Raw genomic sequence first — 15,666 nt, forward strand, 5'->3', positions numbered from 1 at the left:
AAGGCCCGACTTTGGTCAGGGCCTTTTGCTTGTAGCCAGGTAACTTGGAGGAGGAGAGGGAATGGCGGAGGAGAAAAGTGCACCGAACTGGATACTAAAATATGATCAGCCTGCAGTGGAATGGGAAGAAGCACTGCCGCTCGGCAACGGGCATATGGGAGCTATGGTGTTCGGCGGGGCTGCCAAGGAGCGTATCCAGCTGAATGAGGATACATTATGGGCAGGGATTCCGCGTGATAGTAATAATTATGAAGCTCAGCGTTATTTGAAGAAAGCGCGCGGGCTTGTCTCGGTAGGCAGCTATGGCGAAGCCGAGGACCTTATTAACTCGCGTATGCTTGGTGTAAACACACAGCCGTATTTACCGCTGGGAGATCTGTATCTGGAGCATCCGGGAGTGGAGAAGACGGAGGGCTACCGCCGGGAGCTGGATCTGGACAGCGGTATTGCTACCGTGTCTTATCAAACGGAAGAAGGCACTTTTACCCGTGAGGCTTTTATCAGCGCTCCTGATGGAGTCTGCGTGGTCCGTGTTGCAAGTGGGGTAAAGGGGAAGCTTGAACTGGTTGTCTCCTTGGACAGCCTCTTAAAACATGAAGTTCAGTGCGGCGGAGAGTCAAAGCTGACGATGCGCGGGCAGTGTCCAACGTACGTAGCAGATAATTACTTTGGTGATCATCCGTATCCGGTCCAGTATGAGGAGGGACTGGGTATCGGCTTTGAACTGCAGCTGGAGGCGATGGTCACCGGCGGAAGTGTGCAGACCGTAGGAGGAAAGATTGTAATCTCCGGTGCGGATAGCGTAGTCCTGCTGCTTGCAGCCGGGACCACTTATGAGGAGCTGAAGCATAAGGCGGCCCATATTCGCGCTGATTTTATTGGTGATTCCACTGCAGTTCTAAGTCCTGGGGAAAGTTGTGCCAAGAGATTATCGGCAGCAGCGCCAAGGTCCTACGAGGAGCTGCTGCAGCGTCATACAGACGATCATCAGGCCATCTTCCGCCGTGTGGACCTCAATCTCGGGGGCTGGGAAGCCGCTGCGCTGCCGACTGACCAGCGTCTGGCTGCATACGGGGAAGGCCAGGCAGATCCGGCACTGGAGGCTCTTTTGTTTCAATATGGCCGTTATTTGCTGATGGCCAGCTCCCGGCCGGGTACGCAGGCTGCCAATTTGCAAGGGATATGGAACCATCATCTGACACCGCCATGGAACAGCAACTACACCACCAATATTAATGCACAGATGAATTATTGGCTGGCCGAGGTATGTAATCTGAGCGAATGTCATGAACCCTTAATCGATTTGATCCGTGAGGTCAGCGTCACCGGCTCAAGAACAGCGGCTATTCATTATGGGGCCCGCGGCTGGGTAGCTCATCACAATGTGGATCTGTGGCGTCATTCATCCCCCTCGGGCGGGGATGCCAGCTGGGCCTTCTGGCCGATGGGCGGGGTGTGGCTCAGCAGCCATCTGTGGGAGCATTATTCTTTTAATCCGGACCGCGAGTACCTTGCGCATACAGCATATCCGCTGATGAAAGGGGCAGCGTTGTTCTGTCTGGACTGGCTGACAGAAGGGCCGGACGGCATGCTCATTACGAATCCGTCTACCTCGCCGGAGAACCGTTTTGTAACGGAAGATGGTCGGCCCTGCAGTATCTCTATGGGTTCGGCTATGGATATGAGCCTAATCCGCGAATTGTTCGGCAATTGCCTTGAAGCCGCGAATATTCTTGGTGTTGACGACGACTTCCGGCTTCAATTGGAGGAGACGGTTGCCCGTCTGTTCCCTCTGCAGATCAGCCGGGACGGACGTTTGCAGGAGTGGTTCCAGGATTTCACCGAGTCAGAGCCGGGACACCGTCATGTCTCCCATTTGTACGGGCTGTATCCCGGGAATTTGATTAATGAGAAGGATACTCCTGACCTGCTGGAGGCCGCCCGTTTATCACTGGCGAAGCGGATCACCTCCGGTGGCGGCCATACCGGCTGGAGCTGCGCCTGGCTGATCAATCTGTACGCCCGGCTTAAGGATGGGGAAGCCGCTTACGGCTTTGTGCGGACATTACTGACCCGATCCGTGTACCCGAACCTGTTCGATGCTCATCCGCCATTTCAGATTGACGGGAATTTCGGGGCTGCTGCTGGGATTGCGGAAATGCTGCTGCAGAGCCATCTGGCTGAAATCAATCTGCTGCCGGCACTGCCGGATCAATGGAAGAATGGCCGGGTGAAAGGGCTCAGAGCCCGGGGTGGCTTTGTTGTGGATATGGAGTGGAAGAATCATATGCTGGTCTCGGCCAAGATTACTGCAGAGCAGGATGGCTTATGCCGTGTAAGCTACTCCCATAACCTGAAGCTTCAGCTTATGGACGGTACCCTGGCAGAATCCGGAGGCCCACTGCACATGAAGGCGGGAGACAGCATTACAGCAAGCGTGTAGCAGAGATTTGAATGATGAGCCGTATCCGTGACTATACGGCGGCGGACATTGTATACTGCTTCCTGGCAGAGAACCTGCCGGGAAGCAGTTTTTTTGCGTATACTAGGAACTAAATGTTATTCATTCCCCTTGAAGATATTCTTTGGTTGCAGGGCTTATTCTGCGCCTCCATCAGACCGATAATAGACAATATAGCAGGATCTTAAGATACGTAAATTTCTCCAAGAATAAATTGCACTGAATATGTAATGTTACAGTTGTGCAGAATGGAATTTCAGCATCTACTATATAGTACATACTATTGGGTGATCCATTACAGGATATGCAGGAGGTAACAGGATTTATGGGGAAAAAGCATCTGTCACTGATGAAAACCATTCTGGGGGGTATGCTTGTATGTGCAGCGTTGCCGCCGGCGTTATACTGGGGTTGGGACCATGCTTATGCCGCCAGCACTCAATCGGCGCTGCAATCGGAAGCGGAGATGGCGCAGAAGCTGACTGCAGCAATGAATAACCGTAGGGAGAACATCACATTCGTATATGAAGGTAAGACGACCAACTTAAAATCTTTGGTGCAAAAAGCAATTGACCAGGCGATGGGCAGTGACCCTTACCTGTACTATATAATTGACAGCTATGCTTTCTCTTACCGGGGGAGTAGCCGCTCGGCCAACGTAACAGTGCAGGTGGAGTACCGGGAAACGCTGCAGCAGACCGCCTTAGTGAACAAGCAGGTGAAGACGATTCTTCAACAGATTATTACCCCAGGGATGAATAATCACCAGAAGGTGAAGGTTATTCATGATTGGGTGGTGCTGCATCTCCAATATGATGCCACCTACCGCAAATATACGGCCTACGAAGGCTTGCAGACCGGCAGTGCCGTGTGCCAGGGATATTCGCTTCTGACTTACAAACTGCTCCTGGGTGCGGGTATCCCTAATAAAATTGTTGAAGGTTCAGCAAGACCGGAGGGTGGACCTACCCAGTCGCATGCCTGGAATCTGGTGCAGCTGGACGGGCGATGGTATCACTTGGATACCACTTGGGATGATCCAACACCAAGTCCGGACGGGGGGATCAGCACGCTTTACTATATGCGGACCGATGCCCAGATGCGGCGTGATCACAGCTGGACTAAGTCTTATCCGGCAGCATCCGTCAGATACTCGCAGACCCTGTCTGAACTGGTCAGCAGCGGTGGGCAGAATGTGTCTGTATACAAGGACCTTCAGCAGAAGCTCGACTACCGGTTGTATGAAGAGGATCAGGTGGTTACCTCAGCGTCAGAGTTGAATACGCTTGTGAAGGAAGCGGTGGCTTCGGGCAAAAAGTCTCTTTTGTTCCGTTACCGGGGCACAGAAAGACTCCTCAAAATCGATCTCCAGGGACTATATAGTCTAGGCTTGGAGAACTTGTCATATAACAGTACCCCGTTTGATAATACCGGGGATTTGAAAGTATATGTGACCTGGGAATAAGAAAAGCAATGGCCCGATTCACCTTGAGATGTAGAGGGAAGAGTTGCGGCACAAAAACAGGGATGCTCCATCAGCCAAACGGCTGCGGAGCATCCCTGTTTTAATGAAATCGTGGAATACAGCTAAGTCTTTCCGCGGATAAGAATATAGCCGCTCCCTGCGTATAATTACTCCGGATGTGTACTCAGATCGCATTGATCCAGCGGGACAATACGGCTCTGGCGGAACCAGCGGTAACCAATCCAGATGAGCAGGAACAGAGGCAGGCTGACATAGGATACGAGAACACCGTACCAGTCGATGCTGCCGCCTGTGAAAGCGCCCAGGTTCTGCCCGAAGACAGCAATAAGACATAGCACCAGCGCGAAGATTGGACCGAAGGGGAACCATTTGGCCCGGTAAGGCAGCTCATCCAGCGAATGGCCTTGCGCTACAAAAGCGCGGCGGAAACGGTAATGACATACGGCAATGCCCAGCCAGTTAATGAATCCGCACATTCCGGAAGCATTGAGGAGCCAATTATAAACGGCACCGTCACCAAAGAAGGAGGCCAGAAAAGCCAGCATTCCAACCGCGGTGGTCACGAGGAGCGCGCCTACAGGTACTCCGCGGCGGTTCAGTCTGCCCAGGGCACGCGGTGCCATACCATCCTTGGCCATTGCGTACAGGACACGGGTAGAAGCGTACATGCCTGAGTTCCCAGCTGACAGCACAGAGCTGAGAATGACGGCATTCATAACAGATGCGGCAATTGCAAGTCCTGCTTTGTTGAAGACAATGGTGAACGGGCTGACACCGATATCATCGATACCCCCACGCAGCAGATCCGGATTGGTGTAAGGAATAAGCAGTCCAATCACAAGAATGGCAAAAATGTAGAAGATCAGGATGCGCCAGAATACCTGGCGGATGGCCAGTGGCACATTGCGGCGAGGGTTCTCGCTCTCACCTGCTGCGACCCCGACGAGTTCAGTTCCCTGGAAGGAGAAACCGGCAGCCATAAAGACCCCGATGAAGGCGAAAAATCCGCCATGGAAGGAGCTCCCGCCAAGCTGGAAGTTGCTGAGTCCTACCGCTTTGCCGCCCATAATCCCGAAGATCATCAGCACTCCGACAGCTAGGAATACAACTACGGTAATAATTTTGATAATCGCAAACCAGTATTCCGATTCACCGTAACCACGGGCTGACAGGAAGTTCAGTCCGAACATCAGCAGCAGGAACAGCAGGCTCCATAGCATGGAGGGACTGTCTGGGAACCAGTATTTAATAATGACAGTCGCGGCCGAAAGTTCGGCAGCGATAGTGACGGCCCAGTTATACCAGAAGTTCCAGCCGATGGCGAAGCCGAAGGCAGGGCTGACAAACCGAGTGCCGTAGGTGCTGAAGGAACCAGAGTCCGGCAGGTAAGTTGCCAGCTCACCAAGGCTCGTCATCAAAAAGTACACCATAATCCCGACTGCTGCATAAGCCAGCAGCGCGCCTCCCGGTCCGGAAGAAGCGATAGCGCCGCCGCTGGCCAGGAACAGTCCGGTTCCGATGGAACCGCCAAGCGCGATCATGGTTAAATGTCTGGCCTTAAAGGTTTTGCGCAGCCCTGGAGCGGCAGCATTGCTGCCCTGCGCAGATAGGTGCTGCTGATTGTCTTTCTTAACTTGCATGAATAGGACACTCCCTCTAATTGTAATGTTTCTGTTCAAGGGCTCTAACCAAAGAAGCATATCCATCCTGCAAGCACAAAAAAAACCGCAGACGGATTCTGCGGTTTTCTGTATTTACAGCTCCGCACCATACTCCCTGTTCAGATAGCGCAACACAGTGCCTGGCCGCAGTTTCCTGGAGGGCTAAGCGCTGTGACAGTTCCGTGCCTTTCGGCAACGGCCCCAGCCTGCACTGCTTAATAAGAGCAGCGGTGCAAGCTTCGGCAGATATTCCTTTCGGCGGCGTTTCACAGACGGCTCTTATAGCGTCTCCACGCGCGTACTCTTTATATCCGCGACCTCTACCTCATCTTAGGTATGATGAGGCTATCTTGTAATGATATGAACACAACAGGAACTAGTATAATGCAACTTAGCTGGGCAAGCAATGACAATTTACGGAAGATTAGCGTCAGGTTCTCCGGCGCTCCGACATCTGCTGCCAGACAGTACCGGCAGCCTCTTCACCGGATGCGATGCGCTCCAGCGCCATACGGGCCTGCAGGCCGACCTCGAATTCGGGATCATCCACTGCGGTGCTGAGCGCTTCCTGTGCCTCGGCTGTTCCAACCTCATACAAGAAGCGCGCGGCCCGCCAGCGGACGAGCTTGCTCTTGTCTGTGAGCGCCGCTGTCATCACTGGCGTCGCTGCCGGATCGCCGATGTCGGACAGCGTATCTCCGGCCGTGCGCCGCACGGCTGGGGCGCTGTCTGCCATCGCCTCATAGAGCAGCTCCATCGCCTCTGGCGTGCGGATGTCGCCCAGGTACACGACCGCAAGCCTGCGGATATGCAGCTTGGGGTCGTGCAGCGCCGTGCGCAGCTCCGGCAGGAGCGCTGCCTCCGGCTGAAGATCCTCCAGCGCGGCGTAGCGCACGCGCCAGTCCTCGTCCTGCAGGTCTCGCAGCAGCTCGGCCTGTTCCTTCTTCACGCGCTGCTCGACGAACTCGCCGCCAGCCCCGTGCGCGATGGCCTGCTGCACGAGGGAGTCGAGGCGTTCCTGCGGATACGCCGCTTCCAGCTCCTGCTCGACCTCGCGTGCGATCGCTTCGGGCTCCCCGTAGCGCACGCCGTAATCGGTGAGCTTACGCTCTTTGATCATTACGGCGCTGGCTACATCGGTTACCGCCTTCGTGAACCTGGCGGCAAGGGCGATGCGCTCCTCACTCGCGCCGGTCTTCACGCGGATCTGAATCGGGATGCCGCGGAACATCTGCACGAATACCTGTGATTCCCCGAAGTGAGCCCCGGCATTCTCATCCTCCAGATTGAAGTCGGCACTTAAGCCTTCCGCACCGAAACGGGTCTGGACCTCGCGGAGAATCGCTGCCCAGTCGGCACTGCCTCTACGCTCCAGCGCGGCGAAATCGGCCGCGTGATAAATACTGGTAACTCCCGGGATGTTGAGCATCTCTCGAGCCCAGGAAGGAGCAGAGCGCTGGCTCTCCGGTGTATAGGTACGGCGGACTCCGGCCTCCAGAGTCTCATCGAGATGAAGCTTCATCGTATTGGGACTTGGAGTCGGTTCAATAAATGTAATCTTCATACGCTAGGCTCCTCTTTAAACGGCATAAGAACACCGTAAGTACTGTACCCGCATTTTACCTCATTTCGGCCACTCAATACAAAAGGGCTACAGTATAGTTCCGCTTAAGCCGGAGGGTAAATGGTTAAGCTTTGTAATAAATGAATGGGAAGGAGAGAAGCCAAATGGCCAGAATACGCTACAATAACATTGATAATGTTAGTACGGACAAAACGCTGAAGCAGCTCCGTCAATGGCGCGAGGAGCGGCGGATGAAGAAGAAAGATTATTCCTATAAAGTGCCGAATCATCCACCCGAGCTGGACTATCTGGTGAAGAACCGTCTCGATACGACGATAACCTGGATCGGGCATTCAACATTTTTGCTTCAATATGAAGGGGTAAATATCATTACTGATCCCGTATGGGCGCAGCGGCTGGGGTTCGAGAAACGGATCTGCCAGCCGGGTATTCCGCTCAGCAGCATTCCCCCGGTGGATCTCATTCTGATCTCCCATTCGCATTATGACCACCTGCATCTCGCATCAGTCCGCAAATTGTACAAGGCGGGAACTACGCTTGTGGTGCCGGCGGGCCTGAAGCGGAAGATGGTGCGCAAAGGCTTTGCCAATTGCCTGGAAATGCAGTGGTGGGAGGAGCTTACACTGGGAGCCGTGAAGCTGACCTTTGTTCCAACACAGCACTGGACACGGCGGACGCCCTTTGATACCAATACTTCCCACTGGGGCGGTTATGTGCTACAGCCTGCTGAGCCGGGCAAGCATCCCCGGGGTGACGGGGCTAAGCATGAGCTGCCGCCCAATCTGTATTTTGCCGGAGACAGCGGTTTTTTTCCCGGATTCAAAGAGATTGGAAGCCGATTCAAGCTGCATGTGGCGCTGATGCCGATTGGTGCCTATGAGCCCGAATGGTTCATGAGCTCCCAGCATGTAACTCCAGAGGAGGCCGTTCAGGCTTTCATAGATGTCGGCGCGGAACTGATGATCCCCATGCACTTTGGGACCTTCAGGCTGGCAGATGACACGGCCAGGGAGGCACTGGACCGGATGGAGCAGGCCCGCTTGGCACATGGGATTGAGGAGAAACGGATCCGAACGCTGGCATATGGGGAAACGCTGGTCGTGCATCCCGAGGAGCGAACGCCAGTCGGGTAGAGCTTACTTATAACCGTTTAATGAGGTAAAACTACATTTTATAGGCGGATCTTCGGGCTTTTTTCCTTGTTTTTATGCTATAATGAGCCGGAACCCTAAGTGAAAAGGATGGTAATGCTTAATGATTAGCACAAGCGGCGTAACACTCCGCTACGGAAAACGCGCACTATTTGAGGATGTAAACATAAAATTCACACCCGGCAACTGCTATGGCCTGATTGGCGCTAATGGCGCCGGCAAATCGACCTTTTTGAAAATCCTGTCCGGAGAGATTGAAGCCAATGTCGGCGAAGTGCATATTACACCCGGCGAACGTCTGGCCATATTGAAACAGAACCACTTCGAGTATGACGAGTTCCAGGTGCTGGAAACGGTAATAATGGGTCATACACGCCTGTATGACATCATGAAGGAAAAAGATGCCCTTTATGCCAAAAGCGACTTCACCGAAGCTGACGGACTTCGCGCCGGTGAGCTGGAAGGCGAATTCGCTGAACTGAACGGCTGGGACGCAGAGCCTGATGCTGCTGCTATGCTGATCGGACTTGGGATTATGCGTGAAATGCATGATAAGAAAATGGCCGAACTCAGCGGTAACGAGAAGGTCCGGGTACTCCTTGCGCAAGCCCTGTTCGGACGTCCGAACAACCTTCTGCTCGATGAGCCTACCAACCATTTGGATCTGGAATCCATCGGCTGGCTGGAGAACTTCCTCATGGATTATGAAGGCACAGTTATTGTCGTATCCCATGACCGTCACTTCCTGAACAAGGTATGTACGCATATTGCTGATATCGACTTCGGCAAAATCCAGATGTATGTAGGCAACTACGACTTCTGGTATGAATCCAGTCAGCTGGCCCAGGCGCTGCAGCGTGACTCGAACAAGAAGAAGGAAGACAAGATGAAGGAGCTGCAGGCGTTTATCCAGCGCTTCTCCGCCAATGCTTCCAAGTCGAAACAGGCGACCTCCCGTAAGAAACAGCTGGAGAAGATTACCCTGGACGATATCCGCCCGTCGAACCGCAAATATCCGTTCCTCAACTTCAAGCCTGAGCGTGAAGCCGGCAAGCAGCTGCTTACAATCAGCGGGCTGAGCAAATCGGTGGAAGGCGAGAAGATGCTGGATGAGATCAGCTTTGTGGTCAACAAAGGCGACAAAATCGCTTTTGTCGGTCCTTACTCCCAGCCAAAATCACTATTGTTCGATGTGATTATGGGCGAGAAAGAGGCTGACGCCGGCGAATATACCTGGGGCGTTACAACAACACAGGCTTATTTCCCGAAAGACAACTCCAGTTATTTCGATGGGGTGAACATGAACCTGGTGGAATGGCTGCGCCAATATTCCAAGGATCAGGATGAAACCTTCCTGCGCGGTTTCCTTGGACGGATGCTGTTTGCCGGTGAGGAAGCACTGAAGAAAGCGAGTGTGCTGTCCGGGGGCGAGAAGGTCCGCTGCATGCTGGCCAAAATGATGCTGAACGGTGCCAACGTGCTCGTGTTCGATGAGCCAACCAACCACTTGGATCTGGAATCGATTACTGCACTCAACAACGGGCTGATTGATTTTGATGGAACGATCCTGTTCACTTCCCATGACCATCAGTTCATCCAGACTATCGCTAACCGTATCATTGAGATTACACCGGCAGGCGTTATCGACCGCTCCATGACCTACGATGAGTATCTGGAGAATCCGGAGATTAAGGAAATGCGTGCCCGGATGTATCCGGTAGAAGTATAAGAATTATATAGAAACCTTGAACAAGCAATGTTCATATGAAAAACGGCTGCGTCGTCCCATAAGGGATAACGCAGCCGTTTATGTTCAAATATCCACGAGTACCCGTACTTAGGAACCGCCGGTACGGCGGCGCTGGTTGTTGGGCTTTTTGTTATTCTGGCTTTTCAGCGGTTTGGCAGAACCGGCCTGAAAGGTGGATCCTGGTTTGCCGGAAGACTGCTGCTTCTTCTGCTCCAGTTTTTGACGGATGGCATCTGCCAGATTGATTTTTGGTTTTTCATTGCTCTCGCTCATTATGTTAACCCCCTTAGGTAGCAAGTCCTTTCCTTTATTCTAATTGTTTTTAAATGCAGCCACAAGGGCAAGAATAATTCAAAGAATGATCTGCCGGGGCACGGGAACAGTATAGAGAGCATTATGGGGGAGGGATGGCGGTTGGTTGATATTTATGATGACATACGGAAAGGTGAACGGGGCGCTCTAATCAGTATTATCGCCTATCTCATCCTATCGGCCTTCAAGCTGATCAGCGGGTATGTATTCGGTTCGAGCGCACTGCTTGCGGACGGGTTCAACAACCTCACCGATATTGTTGCTTCGCTTGCGGTGCTGATTGGTCTGCGCATTTCGCGGAAACCTCCCGATTCGGATCATGCCTATGGACATTTCCGTGCGGAGACGGTGGCTGCGCTGCTCGCCTCCTTTATCATGGCGGTGGTTGGTATTCAAGTGATTGTGGAAGCTGTCCGTTCCTTATTTGAGGGAGCCAAAGCCACGCCGCAGTTATGGTCAGCCGGGGTCGCAGTGGTGTGTGCCGCAGCTATGATGGGGGTATATATATATAACAAACGGCTCGCCAGACAGATTAATAACCACGCACTGATGGCTGCAGCCAAGGATAATTTCTCGGATGCGATGGTAAGTATTGGCGCAGCTGTAGGGATTGTCGGGGCACAATTCGGACTGCCTTGGATTGATTCCGCAGCAGCCGTTGCTGTCGGCTTGCTTATACTGAAGACGGCATGGGATATTTTCCGTGATTCAACGTACCGCCTGACGGATGGATTCGATCAGAATCAGCTTATGGATCTGCGAAGCACGATTGCCCGTACACCCGGAGTCGAAGGCATCAAGGACTTGAAGGCCCGTGTTCACGGGAATCATGTGCTGGTGGATGTAGTCGTGGAGGTAGATGCCCAGATTACAGTGAAGCAAGGCCACGCGATCAGTGATTCTATAGAAGAGCGGATGAGCAAGCTGCATAACATTATGAATGTGCAGGTTCATGTCGAACCGAAGTCTTAAACTTCCTTGATTTTTACTAATTAGCTGTAATTTCCACCAAATCCAAGGAGAATTCAAGACTATAGACCTGGATACTACCATAAGTTGGCAAGTTTTTTTGTGAAATTTGGAGCATGTTCCATTTCCCGGTCAAGCCTATAATGAGGGCAGAAAGCAACAAACGTAACGCGCGCCGTTGTTGAATTTCTCATTATGCCAAGCGGGGGAACGCTATGATCGTATCATATAAAGGGCTGGCATCATCTTTGCTGGTCTCGGCTTCACTTGCGGTAACACTGGGAGTGTTCAATCCGCAGCAGGCGCAGGCGGCTTCTGTTTCTGTCCAATCCGCCATTACGGCTTCCGCAGCACAGACAGGTGTGATTATATCTTCAGTCCGTCTGCGTACGGCACCATCCACAAGCGGAACAGTACTGAAATATTTGAGTAAGGGCGACCAGGTTGTTATCCTGGAAGAAACGAACAGCTTTTGGTACAAAGTCAGAACTGCTGACGGTGACGTTGGGTATACGAGCAGGGGAGAACAATATATTCAGGTGGCTGCAGCTCCGGCAGCACAGACAGCAGTGATTCAAGCTACAGTCCGCCTTCGGGATACCCCTTCAACGGGCGGTCAGATTATTGGATATCTGAACAAAGGTGATCTGGTCACCATTGTGGATGTTCCGAATAGTTACTGGTACAAGGTGAGAACGGCAAGTGGCAATGTAGGATATACAAGTTCCTCGGTTCAATACATTGTAGTGGATGGAGGAGCGGGAACGGCATTACCGACCCCGGCTCCAATACCTGTGCCAACACCAGCACCAGCACCGGTGCCTTCGGCTCCGCAGCAAGCGGCTGGAATTGAGGGTGTAATTGCTGCAGGGATGGGCTATCTTGGAACTCCTTATGAGTTCGGCTCCAGCCGCAGCGACACCAGCACCTTCGACTGCTCCGATTTTATCCGGCAGATTTTTATGGATGCAGCTAATCTGAAGCTTCCAGCCGATTCCCGGCAGCAGGGTGAATGGATTAAGCAGAACAGTACGATAGTCACCGATATTTCCGGCCTGAAGCGTGGAGACTTGATGTTTTTTACGGATTATCAGGGCAGCTCGGCTTACGCATATGCCGGAATTGACAAGTTGACAGCAAGGATTACGCATGTAGCTATGTATTTGGGAGACGGTCAGCTGCTTCAGACCTATTCAGTGGCTTCAGGCGGAGTCCGGGTTGATAAATTAAGCGCTTCTTGGGTGAATCGTTTCCTTTACGGAGGCTCGGTCATCCGCTAAAATAGATTGTAGAGATGCGAAGCGACAGCAGTAATGTTTGTGACGGGTGAACTAGGGCGGGTGTTTTTTTAGGCTATCCCTCCAGTAGAATGATTCTACTGAAGGGATAGCCTCTATTTTTATGTGGATTGCAGATATTCCCGGCAAAACCCACCGGAATAAACAAGCCATGCAGGATCGGCAAGATCCAGCATGGCTTGTTGTATGTAGGCCCGCAAAAAGTATGAATAGACTGGGATTTACGGGCTCTCAGCCAAGTATGCAATATGCTTCACAGCATGTTCATACGGCCGAGGGTACAATTATTCAATAATTACATCGCTGGAGTGATTACATAAGCGGACGCAGGCACCTTGATCCATGCTTTGCCCAGCCATGTATAAATCTCTCTCCATTCATTGCCCCAGCTGTCGGTCATGATAGCTCCAGTGGTATCTACGGTTTGTGCGCTCAACCAGCCGGCTGGAGTCGTACTACCTGTGGAAAGGTGGAAAGGTGTTGCTTTGGTGAGGATAATCATAGGAGTGGCTGGCTTAATATCTGCTTGTGTGATTACAGTCTCGTATTGGGCGCCATATGTGCTTCCTGTTACACTTGTTGTCGTACCCGATACTTCATCGGCTGAAGCTGTTGCGGCAAAAGAAGCTACAAGACCCATGGCTACTGCGATACTGGCGAATTTTTTCATCTGTGATTCCTCCTGAGATTAGTTTGGTTGTAGTAGGTTTTTCCTTTTTTGTGCTGTGCTAATAAGCATGTAAACAGAAAGGGGACCTTGTGAACCAAACGTTTTGTTTTTTTATTTTTCAGAAGCAGTCAAGGGTGGGAGGCCTACATTTTCTGCAGTGTGAATAGGATAGAAGAGAATTTGAAGCGGGGACATGAGGTTCTCTGGTCATAAATCGCCGTTCTGCCGCTTCACACACAATGAGCCCGGATACTCCATGAGGGAGTCCGGGCTCAGGTTGTGTGTGTATAGGCAGAAGATTTAAAAGACGTCTAATGCCGTTACATTGATCTTCCTCTGCGTCCCATAAAGAGTGAAACAATGAAGAGAACCAGGAAGATGTAGAAGAGTACTTTTGCGATGCCTACTGCTGCAGCTACAACATTGAAGAATCCAAAGATCCCGGCGATTAAAGCAATAACAAGCAGAATTACTGACCATTTCAACATGATGTATCATCCTTTCGGTGCGTAAAGTGTAATCAAATGTAGTCATTGTTTAAACGGGGAGATCTGATTTGAAACAAACAAGGAGGTGGGATTTGACATTTGTTTCGGGCCATTCTCGTAAGGGTAACTATGCAGTAATAAGGCAGAGCAAGCCGACATTCAACGATTTGGAAGGGGTTTTGGAAATGATTATTGATCTTAGCGTCGCACTCGCTGCGATTGCATTCGCCGTACTTGTCTTCTTTTTAATTAAAACCTTGAAATCAGCGAAGGAATCCCTCGACAAGGTCAGCCAGACTCTGCAGGAAGTGCAGAAGACGATTGATGAACTTACTTATGAAGTGAAAACTACCGTCAGACATGCGAACGACATTACTGCAGATGTGCAGAGTAAAATTCAAAAGATTGATCCGATTGTCGATTCTGTGAAAAACCTCGGTGACGTTATGAATGAACTGACACTGACCGTGAAGCAGGTATCGGTAACTGTAATTGAGAAGTACCGGAAGTCGCGTGAACTGAAGGAAAAGGCTAAGGCAGTTTCTATAGAAAGTACTCCGCTTAGCCCTGCAGAAGAGCGTACCGTTCAATCATACGACAGTGCTCATGCTAAGAAGTCTCCTGGCAAAATAGCCATGGCGCTAAAAGGCGTAGACACTGCTGCTACCATTTGGCAGAAATTCCGTCATTAATGGATCAGGCTGAGCAATACTAGGCCGGGTGATAATATCAAGCAGCAGAACAAGAAAGGCGGGATGAAACATGAATGTTATCCTTCTTTTGCTAAGTCTCCTGTCTCCTTATTTATCTGCATCTCCGCAGAAGGAAGCTGTTCCTGCCGCTTGGTTATCTCCGCAGCCCCCGGTAGTTCTCGCCAACCAGGACAGTATGAATGTCAGCCCTTATATCACCGAGTTTGACTCCCTGGCAGGGGTGTCGCTCTATATGCCGGAAGAAGAGTTGCTGCGGGTTAAAGGATCGCCGCTCGCTGTTACCCCTGATCCTTGGCAGGGATGTGAGGAGTATCATTACAAGGATATGTCTGCAGGAATTTGTGAGGGAGCGGTTCTATACGTGCATGTGACTCCAGCCGAAGCCGTACAGTACGGACTCTATCTGAACGGACAGCGGATTGAACCGCAAATGAATAATCTGCCTGATCTTTTGGGTTCCCCGGATTTTGCAGCTGAAGACGGGGATGTATATATGAGAGGAAGCACCGCACTTAAGATATACCGTAATTCCCAGACAGGTGTATGGGATGGTATGGATTTGTTTGACGGGAATTCTTCTTGAGGCGTTTCAAAGGCGGGAAAGATGGTTAATGAAAGTCAGTCATCTTTTTTTGCGTTGCCCTCTTATATAATACAAGGAGCGTGATTTCATGGATTCGATCCGTACGCAGGCTTATGCCAAGCTGATTGAGAATGGTATTCAGGCGATAGAAGAAGTGAATCGGCTGCGCGATAGCGGCTACACGAGAGATGACATTTATGTGCTCAGTCATAATGCTGATCGTGAAGGCCGGATTGTGGATGCGGCAGACACGAATGAGGTTGGTTTACATGAAGAGGGTCTGTTCGGCTCCATTGCCAACATGTTCCGTTCACGGGGTGATGCACTCCGCAATAAGATTACTTCATTAGGTTTCAGTGCAGCAGAAGCGGGCTTTTACGAGAAAGAGCTTGATATGGGTAAAGTTCTTGTCATAGCCAGAAGAAACCTGCATTAATTCGATGGTATTCACATGAAGAGACCTATAGTCCAATAGCGTAACCTCCAGTCCCACTGCAATTGGTGGGGCTGGAGGTTACTTTGTTGAATGCAAAAGGATG

Annotated in this window: 14 protein-coding genes and 1 riboswitch; of the genes, 9 read left to right on the forward strand and 5 right to left on the reverse strand. The window is 51.4% G+C overall.

Annotated elements, in window-relative coordinates; genetic code table 11:
• Window positions 1-61: 61 nt before the first annotated feature.
• Together ACAN54_RS26765 and ACAN54_RS26770 are read left to right on the forward strand one after the other, a co-directional pair.
• Complete coding sequence (locus ACAN54_RS26765; RefSeq protein ID WP_379162886.1) at window positions 62-2,443, forward strand: glycoside hydrolase family 95 protein; 2,382 nt, start codon at window positions 62-64, stop codon at window positions 2,441-2,443.
• A 343-nt stretch (window positions 2,444-2,786) separates the two neighbouring features.
• Window positions 2,787-3,926 (forward strand): transglutaminase domain-containing protein, encoded by a 1,140-nt coding sequence (locus tag ACAN54_RS26770; RefSeq protein WP_379162889.1) that lies wholly within the window; start codon window positions 2,787-2,789, stop codon window positions 3,924-3,926.
• 167 nt (window positions 3,927-4,093) lie between these two features.
• Here ACAN54_RS26770 and ACAN54_RS26775 read toward each other — a convergent pair whose 3' ends face one another.
• Both ACAN54_RS26775 and ACAN54_RS26780 read right to left on the reverse strand, forming a co-directional pair.
• Window positions 4,094-5,587, reverse strand: coding sequence for an amino acid permease (locus ACAN54_RS26775; protein ID WP_379162892.1), 1,494 nt, complete (start codon window positions 5,585-5,587; stop codon window positions 4,094-4,096).
• A 137-nt stretch (window positions 5,588-5,724) separates the two neighbouring features.
• Window positions 5,725-5,939: riboswitch (Lysine riboswitch) on the reverse strand.
• Window positions 5,940-6,038: 99 nt separating this feature from the next.
• Window positions 6,039-7,172: a virulence factor gene (locus tag ACAN54_RS26780; protein ID WP_379162895.1), complete on the reverse strand. Its 1,134-nt coding sequence runs from the start codon at window positions 7,170-7,172 to the stop codon at window positions 6,039-6,041.
• A 164-nt stretch (window positions 7,173-7,336) separates the two neighbouring features.
• Here ACAN54_RS26780 and ACAN54_RS26785 point away from each other — a divergent pair, with 164 nt between their 5' ends.
• Together ACAN54_RS26785 and ACAN54_RS26790 are read left to right on the forward strand one after the other, a co-directional pair.
• Window positions 7,337-8,326 (forward strand): MBL fold metallo-hydrolase, encoded by a 990-nt coding sequence (locus ACAN54_RS26785; RefSeq protein WP_379162898.1) that lies wholly within the window; start codon window positions 7,337-7,339, stop codon window positions 8,324-8,326.
• A 121-nt stretch (window positions 8,327-8,447) separates the two neighbouring features.
• On the forward strand, window positions 8,448-10,073 hold the full coding sequence (locus ACAN54_RS26790) for an ABC-F family ATP-binding cassette domain-containing protein (protein ID WP_379162901.1): 1,626 nt from the start codon (window positions 8,448-8,450) through the stop codon (window positions 10,071-10,073).
• A gap of 108 nt (window positions 10,074-10,181) precedes the next feature.
• On the opposite strand, the gene ACAN54_RS26795 is transcribed toward ACAN54_RS26790, so the two are convergent.
• On the reverse strand, window positions 10,182-10,367 hold the full coding sequence (locus ACAN54_RS26795) for a hypothetical protein (RefSeq protein WP_379162904.1): 186 nt from the start codon (window positions 10,365-10,367) through the stop codon (window positions 10,182-10,184).
• A 141-nt stretch (window positions 10,368-10,508) separates the two neighbouring features.
• Between ACAN54_RS26795 and ACAN54_RS26800 the strand changes: the two genes are divergently transcribed.
• Together ACAN54_RS26800 and ACAN54_RS26805 are read left to right on the forward strand one after the other, a co-directional pair.
• On the forward strand, window positions 10,509-11,378 hold the full coding sequence (locus ACAN54_RS26800; RefSeq protein WP_379162906.1) for a cation diffusion facilitator family transporter: 870 nt from the start codon (window positions 10,509-10,511) through the stop codon (window positions 11,376-11,378).
• Window positions 11,379-11,590: 212 nt separating this feature from the next.
• Window positions 11,591-12,655, forward strand: coding sequence for a C40 family peptidase (locus ACAN54_RS26805; protein WP_379162909.1), 1,065 nt, complete (start codon window positions 11,591-11,593; stop codon window positions 12,653-12,655).
• A 313-nt stretch (window positions 12,656-12,968) separates the two neighbouring features.
• Here the strand turns inward: ACAN54_RS26805 and ACAN54_RS26810 are convergent, their stop codons facing one another.
• On the reverse strand, window positions 12,969-13,343 hold the full coding sequence (locus tag ACAN54_RS26810; protein WP_379162912.1) for a hypothetical protein: 375 nt from the start codon (window positions 13,341-13,343) through the stop codon (window positions 12,969-12,971).
• Between the two features lie 320 nt (window positions 13,344-13,663).
• Window positions 13,664-13,831: a DUF1328 domain-containing protein gene (locus ACAN54_RS26815; protein ID WP_025709419.1), complete on the reverse strand. Its 168-nt coding sequence runs from the start codon at window positions 13,829-13,831 to the stop codon at window positions 13,664-13,666.
• 185 nt (window positions 13,832-14,016) lie between these two features.
• Between ACAN54_RS26815 and ACAN54_RS26820 the strand changes: the two genes are divergently transcribed.
• From ACAN54_RS26820 to ACAN54_RS26830, 3 genes are all read left to right on the forward strand, one after another.
• Window positions 14,017-14,523: a DUF948 domain-containing protein gene (locus ACAN54_RS26820; protein ID WP_379163034.1), complete on the forward strand. Its 507-nt coding sequence runs from the start codon at window positions 14,017-14,019 to the stop codon at window positions 14,521-14,523.
• 70 nt (window positions 14,524-14,593) lie between these two features.
• Complete coding sequence (locus ACAN54_RS26825) at window positions 14,594-15,127, forward strand: hypothetical protein (RefSeq protein ID WP_379162915.1); 534 nt, start codon at window positions 14,594-14,596, stop codon at window positions 15,125-15,127.
• 88 nt (window positions 15,128-15,215) lie between these two features.
• Window positions 15,216-15,563 (forward strand): YflT domain-containing protein, encoded by a 348-nt coding sequence (locus ACAN54_RS26830; RefSeq protein ID WP_379162918.1) that lies wholly within the window; start codon window positions 15,216-15,218, stop codon window positions 15,561-15,563.
• Window positions 15,564-15,666 lie beyond the last annotated feature (103 nt).

This window comes from Paenibacillus diazotrophicus (assembly GCF_042610465.1).

Coding starts and splice junctions, on each gene's coding strand:
- ACAN54_RS26790 (WP_379162901.1), top strand. CDS start 8,448: ATGATTAGCACAAGCGGCGTAACACTCCGCTACGGAAAACGCGCACTA.
- ACAN54_RS26820 (WP_379163034.1), top strand. CDS start 14,017: ATGATTATTGATCTTAGCGTCGCACTCGCTGCGATTGCATTCGCCGTA.
- ACAN54_RS26795 (WP_379162904.1), bottom strand. CDS start 10,367: ATGAGCGAGAGCAATGAAAAACCAAAAATCAATCTGGCAGATGCCATC.
- ACAN54_RS26810 (WP_379162912.1), bottom strand. CDS start 13,343: ATGAAAAAATTCGCCAGTATCGCAGTAGCCATGGGTCTTGTAGCTTCT.
- ACAN54_RS26765 (WP_379162886.1), top strand. CDS start 62: ATGGCGGAGGAGAAAAGTGCACCGAACTGGATACTAAAATATGATCAG.
- ACAN54_RS26815 (WP_025709419.1), bottom strand. CDS start 13,831: ATGTTGAAATGGTCAGTAATTCTGCTTGTTATTGCTTTAATCGCCGGG.
- ACAN54_RS26830 (WP_379162918.1), top strand. CDS start 15,216: ATGGATTCGATCCGTACGCAGGCTTATGCCAAGCTGATTGAGAATGGT.
- ACAN54_RS26825 (WP_379162915.1), top strand. CDS start 14,594: ATGAATGTTATCCTTCTTTTGCTAAGTCTCCTGTCTCCTTATTTATCT.
- ACAN54_RS26805 (WP_379162909.1), top strand. CDS start 11,591: ATGATCGTATCATATAAAGGGCTGGCATCATCTTTGCTGGTCTCGGCT.
- ACAN54_RS26780 (WP_379162895.1), bottom strand. CDS start 7,172: ATGAAGATTACATTTATTGAACCGACTCCAAGTCCCAATACGATGAAG.
- ACAN54_RS26770 (WP_379162889.1), top strand. CDS start 2,787: ATGGGGAAAAAGCATCTGTCACTGATGAAAACCATTCTGGGGGGTATG.
- ACAN54_RS26785 (WP_379162898.1), top strand. CDS start 7,337: ATGGCCAGAATACGCTACAATAACATTGATAATGTTAGTACGGACAAA.
- ACAN54_RS26775 (WP_379162892.1), bottom strand. CDS start 5,587: ATGCAAGTTAAGAAAGACAATCAGCAGCACCTATCTGCGCAGGGCAGC.